The organism is Rahnella perminowiae (genome assembly GCF_019049695.1).
In the GTDB taxonomy this organism is placed as follows: domain Bacteria; phylum Pseudomonadota; class Gammaproteobacteria; order Enterobacterales; family Enterobacteriaceae; genus Rahnella; species Rahnella perminowiae.
The window spans coordinates 109,809-120,840 of record NZ_JAFMOT010000176.1 but is presented as its reverse complement, the minus strand read 5'-3'; the positions used below and the strand labels follow the sequence as shown (position 1 = coordinate 120,840).

The following is an 11,032-nucleotide window of genomic DNA, read 5'->3' as shown; positions in this document are numbered from 1 at the left end:
GGTGCGGTTATTGCATGTAAATATTTTTTTAGGGGCTTCGGTAAATCATCGTTTCGGCATTTTTTCCCGAAACTCCATAAGTTATATGCATGATTTGAGTTAAGTGCCATAAAAAGAAAATATCGTTAAGATTGAAATAATTCATTAAAGAAAGTCAAATCATCAGTTTAACAAATGTAAAATTTTGGTTTAATCATGGTTATTTACATTTATCTTCATAAAAAACAACGCAATCACTTATTACCCATACAAGATAAAAGGGATTATTAATAATAAAATCAATCAGGTGACGGCAAAGAAATTCATCAAATTGACTTACTGATTGTGTGATGGTCTTTGAGATTTCCTGGCGTCAGGGTATCCGGCAAGCACACAATTAAGACTATGCGCAATCACAGCACTTATGCTTTCTGCTAAAGTATCCGGCCAGTACGTTTGCGGGCGGTGAGTGGTTTAATTTTTTAAATGCAAAGGGATTTTCACGATATGTCTCACGACCCGATAACCACACCGCCCCCGCAGGAAATGATGGCTGAGCCCGTTTCGCAACCTGGCGTGGCACAACAACATGCTACGCGGCTTATTTTTCTGTTGTCAGGATTTGCAATGGCTGCCTGGGCACCGCTGGTGCCTTTCGTCAAATTGCGGCTGGAAATCAGTGACGGAACACTGGGGTTGCTGCTGTTATGCCTCGGGGCAGGTTCAACATTTTCGATGCCGCTGACCGGTTTTCTGACCAGTAAACTGGGGTGTAAAACGGTCATTCTGATCGCCAGTTCACTGTTGTTGTTGTCCCTCCCATTGCTGACACTCATGAACAGCACTGCCGGAATGGCGTTAATTCTTCTGGTCTTCGGGGCCGCCATCGGCATGATTGATGTCGCGATGAACGTTCATGCCGTTGTGGTTGAGAAAGCCAGTGGCCGTGCGATGATGTCGGGCTTTCACGGTTTTTTCAGTATGGGCAGTATTTTTGGGGCGCTTGCTGTAACCGGCCTGTTATTCCTCGGACTGTCGCCGTTTCAGTCAGTAATGCTGGTCGTGGTTTTACTGGCAATTCTGGTGATATTTACCTGCCCGCATCTGTGGCGCGAAACGCGTCATGAGGGTGACGGACCGATATTTGTTCTGCCCCGCGGCTGGGTTGTGCTGCTGGGGATTTTATGTTTTGTGATGTTCATGACCGAAGGGTCGATGCTGGACTGGGGCGCGTTGTTCCTTACCACCGAACGCGGTGTGTCAGCGCATCAGGCCGGTCTCGGTTACGCCGTTTTCTCCGTCGCGATGACGGCCGGACGTCTGACCGGTGATCGCATCATCAGCATATTGGGTCGTTATAAAGTGCTGATGTATGGCAGCCTGTTTTCAAGCCTCGGTCTGATTTTACTGACCACCGTCGATAATCTGTGGGTCGCGGGCCTGGGTTTTGTCATGATTGGATTTGGCGCGTCAAATCTGGTACCGATCATGTTCAGCGCGGCAGGCAATCAGACCTCCATGCCAGCAGGAATGGCTATCGCCTCCGTGACAACGCTGGGCTATGCCGGTATTTTAGCGGGTCCGGCGCTGATTGGTTTTATCGCGCAAGTCAGCAGCTTATCTGTAGCATTAGGGTGCGTTGCGGCAACGATGTTGTGTGTCACTGTTTGTGCAAAAACCGTCGTCCGCTAAAAGCGTCATAACAAGAATGAAGGGAAAAACTCATCATCATGGCTGGTAAATATTTATCGCTGACATCAACCAATATCACGCGATTCTTTTGGTTGTTCATTTTACTGCTGGCGCTGGGGCTTGGCCTTTACGGGTATAACTACACCAATGCTTATCTGAAAGACAAACTGCTCACGGTACAAAACACCGCAGATTTACTGCAAAAGCGCATCGATAAGTACCGCTACATGACCTACCAGATTTACGACAATTTCACGGGTCAGCCGATGTCTGCGGAGGCCGTCAATGCACAGGAAATCCGCCTGCGCCAGGACATGTATTTTGTTTCCAAATCTCACAAGAAAACCGATGCGCTGATTTTCGGTACTCATGACAGCTCCACCCTGGATTTAACCCTGAAAATTTCATCCTTCCTGGATGACCAGTGGGGTTCAACAACTCATCCTTATTCGCTCTATTACCTGAACGGTCAGGACAACAGTATGTTGCTGATCACCACAGTGCCGCTTGAGCAGCAGGATTCCCGCCTGAAAGAAAACTATTTCACCAGCACGCTGCAGTCACGCCGTGCCGAAATGTTACAGCAGGCAAACACCCTCGATGAGCGTGAAAGTTATTCTCCCCTGCGCAAATCGCGCCAGAGCAACGACTATTCTTTCTCCCTGCGCACCACCTTTAATAATCCGGGTCATCTGGCGACCGTGATTGCCTTCGATTTACCGATGAGTGATCTGATCCCTTCCGGCATGGCGAGGGATAATTTCCAGCTTAATGGCAACACCACGGCGGTTAATGAAGGTGATCCGACCGACGATAATACGGCAGCCAGCAGCATTATGATGCAGGGATGGTCGCTGGTGTTTGATGTGCCGCTGAGCAATTCACCGCTGTCACTGACCTACCATGTGCCGCTGTTTGGCCTGGTGGTTGATCTTGCACACAATAACTTCTGGCTGATCCTGATCAACGTGTTCCTGATCGGGCTGGCGATGATCAGCATCTATTTCATTCGCCACCAGTACATCCGCCCGAGCGAGAATATGGCGGCACAATTGCAAATGCAGCAGGCACTGAATCAGGAAATCATTTCGGGTCTGCCGCTGGGTTTGCTGGTGTATAACTTCAGCAATCACAGCGTGATCCTCAGCAATAAAATTGCCGACCAGTTATTGCCGCACCTGAGCCTGAACAAAATTGCCAATATGGCCGAACAGCATCACGGCACGATACAGGCGACCGTCAATAACGAAGTCTATGAAATCCGAATGATCCGCAGTCAGATATCGCCGGAAACTTACCTGTTTATGCTCCACGATCAGGATAAAGAAGTGATGGTGAACCGCACGCTGCAACAGGCCAAACGTGAGTTTGAGAAGAACCTGCAGGCACGCAAACTGATGCTGCATAACCTGGGCATTGAGCTGAATCAGCCCTTGCAGGAACTGAACGGGCTGGCCGTAGCTCTGGTGGAAGAACAGAAGCCGGAAACACGTCAGACGCTGGAAGGCAAACTACTGAATGAATCGCGCAATGCGCTGACGCTGGTCGATAACATTACACTGCTGACCCGTCTGGAAACCCAGGACTGGCAACCGGCAAGTGATAGGTACGTGCTTTCAGCCATGGTAGACGAATTGTTGCTTGAGGCCCTTCCCCGTCTGACTCAGAAAGGCCTCGGGTTACTGAATCATTTCCAGATAGCCCCTGAAGCGGCCTTTATCGGCGATATGCAGGCGGTGAAGAAAATTCTGTCTCTGTTGCTCGACTACGCCATCGTTACGACCTCACTGGGCAAGGTAACCCTGACCAGCGAACAGGACGAAGATCGCCCGGATCAGTTGATTTTCCACATAAACGATACGGGTAGCGGAATTTCCAAAGAAGAACTGAGTAATCTGAATTATCCTTTCCTTAGTCAGACGTTAGTCGATCGCTTTAACCATGGCTCCGGGCTGACATTCTTCCTGTGTAACCAACTGTGCAAAAAACTGGGTGGCCAGCTGGAAATCCGCAGTAAGCTTAATATCGGCACACGCTATACTGTGCGTATAAAACAACGTCAGGAAGCGCAGGAAGTCGAAGCAGAACACGAAAAATTACTGACTGATGTGACGGTATTACTCGATATCACATCAGATGAAGTTCGCGGTATTGTGACCCGGACCATGAACGCCTACGGTGCGGTGTGCATCGTGGCTGACGACCGGCTGGCCGCGCGGGAATATGATGTTTTACTGACAGATAACCCGCAAAACAGTGACCAATTTACCCTGCTGCTGACCGACGATGAGTCGGGATTACAGCAGCTTGAAAAGCATTATATTCGCGTCAATTACAACATCAGCAGTGCGCTGATCGACGCAACATTACTGTTAATCGAACAGCAATTTTCTGTATCCGATGACAGTGTTTCACCCGAAGAACCCGGCGAAAACTCTCTCGACCATTATGAAAAGCAGCTAAAATCAAGCGATTACTATCAGCTTTTCGTTGAGACAGTACCGGAAGATCTTGAGAAACTGTATAATGAAAACCAGCGCCGTGATTTCACATCACTTTCCCAAACAGCACATCGTCTCAAGGGGGTGTTCGCCATGCTGAACCTGACCCCAGGCAAGCAAATGTGTGAATCGTTAGAACAATACATCGCAGATGGCGATGTTTTACAGATTACTGAAACCATCAATCACATTGATTCTTTTGTCTCCAGACTGCTCCAGCAAGGTAGCTAATCACATGAATAATATGAACGTAATTATTGCTGATGACCATCCTATCGTCCTGTTTGGTATTCGTAAGTCCCTTGAACAAATTGAATGGGTGAATGTTGTAGGCGAGTTCGAAGACTCAACTGCACTGGTTAACAGCTTAAGCAAGCTTGATGCTCACGTGCTGATCACTGACCTGTCCATGCCGGGCGATAAATTCGGCGACGGCATCACCTTGATCAAATACATCAAGCGTCATTACCCGCAGTTATCCATCATTGTTCTGACCATGAACAATAACCCGGCGATCCTGAGTTCTGTGCTGGATCTGGATATCGAAGGGATTGTCCTCAAGCAAGGCGCGCCCACCGACCTGCCGAAGGCACTGGCCGCATTGCAGAAAGGCAAAAAATTCACGCCGGACAGCGTGGCGAAATTGCTGGAAAAAATCAGCGCTAATGGTTACGGCGACAAACGTCTGTCTCCGAAGGAAAGCGAAGTTCTGCGTTTGTTTGCAGAAGGCTTCCTGGTCACTGAGATTGCCAAAAAGCTGAACCGCAGCATCAAAACCATCAGCAGCCAGAAGAAATCTGCGATGTTGAAACTGGGCGTGGAAAACGATATCGCCCTGCTGAACTATCTGTCTTCTGTCAGTTCCCAGCCGGTGGATAAAGACTGATATTTAAGAAGGTTACGTTACTTCAGTTGTAAAAAAGGCACCGGGCGGTGCCTTTTTATTGTCCACTTTCCGCCCGCAGGATTAGCGTTTCTTACGTACCAGCGCGCTGTAAAAACTGAGCGTATCACGCAGCGTCTCCAGCGTAACCGGTTTGGATAAACAGTTATCCATTCCCGCCTCAAGACAACGCTGACGCTGTTCCGCCAGCGCGTTCGCGGTAACGCCGATCACCGGTAAAGTGTGGCCAAGTTCGCGCAGTTTTGCCGTCAGCCCGTAACCGTCAAGACGCGGCATATTGACGTCGCTGAGCACAATATCAATTTCGTGTGCACGCATGGCATCCAGTGCGTCAATCCCGTCATTCGCCGTTATCACGACATATCCCATTGTGCCCAGCTGGTCCGCCAGAAGGCGACGGTTGATCGGATGATCATCCACGACCAGCAATGTGATATCGCTGTAATCCTGCGCCACAGCGGCTTCCGGCGCTGCACAGCCCTCTTCTTCCGGTGTCGTATCAAGGCGATAAATCCGGTTGAGCAGTGCGGTGATTTCCAGAGGGGTCGAGGTGCTGTGAACCCAGTAACCTGGCCGCGTTTCGACGGGCGGCCCGATATGGTCGATGGAGAATTCAATTTGTGCGGCCAGTTCGCCCTTATGGATCAGCGGCGTATCGGTGATCAAGACATCTTCCCGCTGGCTTTGCAGCTCCGGCTCGCAGCGCTGAACATTCGCACCGTGATAGCGCATCAGTTGCATCAGGTAGCTTTCCAGATAAGCATTGCGCACATCCAGCCAGACCGTTTTGTCCTGCCAGTGATCCAGCGGTTCACCCGACGGGAACGTGGCATTGTAAAGCGGAATACGCACCGTGAACGAGCTGCCGAGTCCCGGTTCTGACTCTACCTCGATATCGCCATCCATCAGGTTAATCAGCTTTTCACAGATAGCCAGCCCCAGCCCGGTGCCCTGGAAATGACGCTGCACACCGGTCCCCACCTGGAAGAACGGATCAAACAGGCGCGTGATTTCCCGCTCAGGAATACCGACGCCGGTATCGCGCACCTGAAACTCAAGATAGTTACCGCAGGTTCTGACATTCAGAACGATGCATCCGGTATCGGTAAATTTAATCGCATTGTTAAGAATGTTGGAGATGACCTGTTGCAACCTTACCGGATCGCCATTGAACGACAGCGGCACGTTATGTTCGATAAAGCAGTAAAGCCCCAGACGCTTTTTAACCACCAGCGGCAGATAGTTACCGGCAATATGAGTGATCACTTCACGGCAGGAGAATTCCTGCGGCTCGATCTTCAGTTGCTCGGATTCAATTTTGGAGAAATCGAGAATATCGCTGATGATTTTCAGCAGCAGCGCCGACGAGTTATTCATCGCCGTCACCAGACGGTCCACTCCCTGAGGCAACCCTTGCGTTTGCAGTAAGTCCAGGTTGCCGATGATGCCGTAAAGCGGTGTGCGTAATTCATGGCTGACGGTCGCCAGGAACATCGATTTCGACTGGCTGGCCTGCTCGGCCGCATTGGCCATTTCCTGCAATGACTCTTCCATTTTCACGCGCGCACTGACGTCGATCAGCACACAAATCGCCACATCTTCATTACGGTAGCGTGAATGTACGAAACTCAGTTGAATATTGTTATTGTTCTTGGTAATGACATCGACAAAATTCGTCTGTTGATCGCAGATGATTCGGGTAATACGCTGCCGGTCTTCCTGAGTCAGCATACTGATGTAATTGTGCGCCAGTTCATTACTGAGGATGTTAACCCCATCGCTGATACGCAAAATGGAAATGCCGACCGGCGCTGAGGCCACGATTTTGTGATTGAACTGTTCATGTTCCTCAAGCCGGAATGCGTTTTCCTCGGCCGGTAAAAACATCTTGCGCTCAAACACCCAGGCCAGGATGAACAACAACAAACCGGAGAAAATATTCAATAACACAGCATTAAAAATCAGGATCTTAAACCGGTCAATCACTGTATTAAACGGCATTGAATACACCACACTCAGCGAGGACGGTGTCAGCGGTTTTTTATAAACCAAATCTTTGTAGCCATTGACATACCCGAAGAATGAACTGTCCTGCGGATAACCCTCCGGGGAGCTAGCGGAATGCTCGTCCTCAGAAATCTCTAGCAGAGGCTGATCGTCTTCATCGAGTAAGGTAACCGCAGTGTGCTGAGAATTCGGATTCAATAAATCTTCAGCCCGAAGATTTTGCTGAATCCCCATCAGCGCTTCGAGTTTATTGCCCACATAAATCGGGGTCAGCACATACAGATTTCCGGAATCTTTACTGCCGGACTGCGACACCCAGTACAGACTGTTTTCTTTAGCTTTGCTCTTCGCATTGCGATATTGCAGGATTTTTTCATGTAAGGATTTCAACTGTTCCTGGCTTTCGCGCTCGAACGGTTCATTGCTGATCCCAAAATCAACCAGACATAAATTCTCGCCGCTGATGAAGAACACACGACTGAGATCGTAGGCATCGGAAAAGTTATCTTTCCAGTAATGGATCATGTTGCCCAACGAAGCCAGCGAATTACGGTAGCTGTCATTAATCCCGGAACAATCGGACTCAGGGAACAAGGCGAGATAAGTGGGCGCCGTGTTCTTCGTGCTGATAATGCCATTGATGATATCCAGCCCGTTCATCGACGCGCTCAGGCGATTCTCAGCCATGAACTTAATGCTGTGCATCACATCATTGGAGTTCTTAATGTAACTCTGCGCCAGATCGTAATTGAGGTTATCCTCATCGCGGATCTCGGACTCTTTGTTGTGGAAAATATTCAGCACATAAAAGGTGGTCAGCAGCACCCCCAGCGTCCACAACATAAGCGCCAGCACCCGGAAAAGATAACGGGAGATTCTTAACGTTGTGCGAAACGAAGCAAGATATTTCAAAGATTAACCATTAGCAAAGCGGCTCAGTGAGCGGAATGTGGATCAGGATACACTATTGCCAGACTTTCTAAAAAGCGCCTGATAATGCAGTTTAGGTGAAAGATTTGTTTTAAGACGAATTCAATAAAAAAGGGCATAACTATTGTTATGCCCTTTTGTCTGCCAGCTACGAAAACTTATTCTTCTTCGTCATCAGCCGGCTGATCGTCTTCACTTTCCGCGTCGTCTGGCAGATCGGCTGCTTGTGCCGCTTCCAGTTCGCCCGCTTCGGTGGCGACACCATCCAGTTCTTCGTCTTCAACCGGCTCTGCAACACGTTGTAAACCAACCACATGCTCATCATCGGCGGTACGGATAAGCGTCACACCCTGGGTGTTACGGCCGACAGTACTCACTTCAGAAACACGGGTTCGCACCAGCGTACCTGCGTCGGTGATCATCATGATCTGATCCGCTTCATCAACCTGGATCGCGCCAATAACCGGTCCGTTACGCTCGCTCACTTTGATGGAGATAACGCCCTGGGTTGCACGGGATTTAGTTGGGTATTCAGTCGATTCAGTACGTTTACCGAAACCGTTCTGCGTCACAGTCAGAATACAACCATCACCCCGCGGGATGATAAGCGAAACAACGCTGTCACCTTCGCCCAGACGGATACCGCGAACACCGGTCGCCGTACGGCCCATTGAGCGAACCGCTGCTTCGGAGAAGCGCACCACTTTACCGGCCGCAGAGAACAGCATGACTTCGTCCTGGCCGTCAGTCAGGTCCACACCGATCAGCTCATCACCTTCGTTAAGATTGATGGCGATGATGCCGGCGCTGCGTGGTCGGCTGAAATCGGTCAGGGCAGTTTTCTTCACTGTACCGCTGGCGGTTGCCATGAACACATGACGACCTTCCTCGTACTCGCGTACAGGCAGGATCGCCGTGATGCGTTCGTTCGGTTCAAGCGGCAACAAGTTGACGATAGGACGACCGCGTGCACCGCGGCTGGCTTCCGGCAACTGATAGACTTTCATCCAATACAAACGTCCGCGACTTGAGAACATCAGAATAGTGTCGTGGGTGTTAGCCACCAGCAGACGGTCAATGAAATCTTCTTCTTTGATGCGCGCTGCCGATTTACCTTTACCACCGCGACGCTGTGCTTCGTAATCGGTCAGAGGCTGGTATTTTACGTAGCCCTGATGCGACAGCGTCACCACAACATCTTCCTGATTGATCAGGTCTTCAATGTTGATGTCAGAAGTGTTCGCCGTAATTTCAGTACGACGCGGATCATTGTACTGATCACGAATCGCTTCCAGTTCTTCACGAATGACTTCCATCAGACGGTCAGGGCTGGACAAGATGAACAGCAGCTCGCCGATTTGCACCAGCAGCTCTTTATATTCATCCAGCAGTTTTTCGTGCTCAAGGCCGGTCAGCTTCTGCAAACGCAGATCCAAAATGGCCTGGGCCTGTTGCTCCGTCAGGAAATATTTCCCGTCGTGAATACCAAATTGTGGCTCCAGCCATTCAGGACGGGCAGCATCGTCACCGGCGCTTGCCAGCATCGCTGAAACATTGCCCAGATCCCATGAACGCGCGACCAGGCCAGCCTTTGCTTCAGCCGGTGTCGGTGCAGCACGGATCAGTTCGATGATAGGATCGATGTTAGCCAGAGCGATCGCCAGTGCTTCAAGGATATGCGCACGGTCACGGGCTTTACGCAGTTCGAAAATAGTCCGGCGCGTGACGACTTCACGGCGGTGACGAACAAACGCAGAAAGGATTTCTTTCAGGCCGAGGATCTTCGGCTGACCCTGGTGCAATGCCACCATGTTGATACCGAAAGAAGTCTGCAGTTGTGTCAGTGAATACAGGTTGTTCAGAACCACTTCACCCACCGCATCACGTTTGATTTCAATGACGATGCGCATGCCGTCTTTATCAGACTCATCACGCAGTGCACTGATACCTTCGACGCGTTTTTCTTTCACCAGCTCGGCGATCTTTTCGATCAGACGGGCTTTGTTCACCTGATACGGGATCTCGTGAACAATGATGGTTTCGCGACCGGTTTTAGCATCGGCCTCTACTTCAGCACGGGCACGGATGTAAATTTTGCCACGGCCGGTCCGGTAGGCTTCTTCGATACCACGGCGACCGTTGATGATGGCCGCCGTCGGGAAATCTGGCCCCGGGATGTGCTCCATCAGCCCTTCAATGCTGATGTTTTCATCCTCAATATACGCCAGACAACCGTTGATCACTTCGGTGAGGTTATGTGGCGGAATATTGGTTGCCATACCGACAGCGATACCTGACGAGCCGTTAACCAGCAGGTTAGGGATACGGGTTGGCATAACAGAAGGAATTTGCTCTGTGCCGTCATAGTTTGGCACGAAATCGACAGTTTCTTTTTCTAAATCTGCCAGCAATTCGTGGGCAATTTTTGACATGCGGATTTCGGTATAACGCATGGCGGCTGCGGAGTCGCCATCCACTGACCCGAAGTTACCCTGCCCGTCCACCAGCATATAGCGAAGTGAGAAAGGCTGTGCCATACGCACGATTGTGTCATATACCGCAGTATCACCGTGTGGGTGATATTTACCGATAACGTCACCGACCACACGGGCCGATTTTTTATAGGCTTTATTCCAGTCGTTACCGAGGACATTCATTGCGAAAAGTACGCGGCGGTGCACCGGTTTCAAACCATCGCGCACATCTGGTAGCGCACGTCCGACAATAACGGACATCGCATAATCCAAATAAGAGTTTTTCAGCTCTTCTTCGATGTTAATCGGTGTGATTTCTCTGGCAAGGTCGCTCATGGAGCTGCTATCCCTCTACTGATTATTCATGGCCGCTGCCTGTATAGGCAAAGGTGTAAAACTATACCACAAACCAGCGAAACGTGGAAAACAACCGCCCCCTTTTGCGTACTATTACTCAACACGATTCAAACCCTTGCACAATCGGCATCATTTCGTATAAACATTAACCAGAACGACAAAACTGAGCCAAAGCAGATGGAATATGT

5 protein-coding genes are annotated in these 11,032 nt (G+C 49.9%); 3 read left to right on the top strand and 2 right to left on the bottom strand.

Annotated features, from left to right (window positions below):
• Window positions 1-528: 528 nt before the first annotated feature.
• The 3 genes from J1781_RS13115 to rcsB are packed head-to-tail and all read left to right on the top strand — an operon-like array spanning window position 529 to window position 5,058.
• The gene (locus J1781_RS13115) at window positions 529-1,671 is read left to right on the top strand and encodes an MFS transporter (RefSeq protein WP_370278356.1); all 1,143 of its coding nucleotides are present in this window, start codon (window positions 529-531) and stop codon (window positions 1,669-1,671) included.
• 38 nt (window positions 1,672-1,709) lie between these two features.
• A complete protein-coding gene (gene rcsD, locus J1781_RS13110) occupies window positions 1,710-4,403 on the top strand; it encodes a phosphotransferase RcsD (protein WP_129952359.1) in 2,694 nt (897 codons plus the stop codon).
• 4 nt (window positions 4,404-4,407) lie between these two features.
• A complete protein-coding gene (gene rcsB, locus J1781_RS13105; protein ID WP_013574620.1) occupies window positions 4,408-5,058 on the top strand; it encodes a response regulator transcription factor RcsB in 651 nt (216 codons plus the stop codon).
• 81 nt (window positions 5,059-5,139) lie between these two features.
• Here rcsB and rcsC read toward each other — a convergent pair whose 3' ends face one another.
• Together rcsC and gyrA are read right to left on the bottom strand one after the other, a co-directional pair.
• On the bottom strand, window positions 5,140-7,995 hold the full coding sequence (gene rcsC / locus J1781_RS13100) for a two-component system sensor histidine kinase RcsC (RefSeq protein ID WP_217219496.1): 2,856 nt from the start codon (window positions 7,993-7,995) through the stop codon (window positions 5,140-5,142).
• Between the two features lie 176 nt (window positions 7,996-8,171).
• Complete coding sequence (gene gyrA, locus J1781_RS13095) at window positions 8,172-10,823, bottom strand: DNA topoisomerase (ATP-hydrolyzing) subunit A (protein WP_129952357.1); 2,652 nt, start codon at window positions 10,821-10,823, stop codon at window positions 8,172-8,174.
• Window positions 10,824-11,032: the final 209 nt, after the last annotated feature.

Coding starts and splice junctions, on each gene's coding strand:
- J1781_RS13115 (WP_370278356.1), top strand. CDS start 529: ATGGCTGAGCCCGTTTCGCAACCTGGCGTGGCACAACAACATGCTACG.
- rcsD (WP_129952359.1), top strand. CDS start 1,710: ATGGCTGGTAAATATTTATCGCTGACATCAACCAATATCACGCGATTC.
- rcsB (WP_013574620.1), top strand. CDS start 4,408: ATGAATAATATGAACGTAATTATTGCTGATGACCATCCTATCGTCCTG.
- gyrA (WP_129952357.1), bottom strand. CDS start 10,823: ATGAGCGACCTTGCCAGAGAAATCACACCGATTAACATCGAAGAAGAG.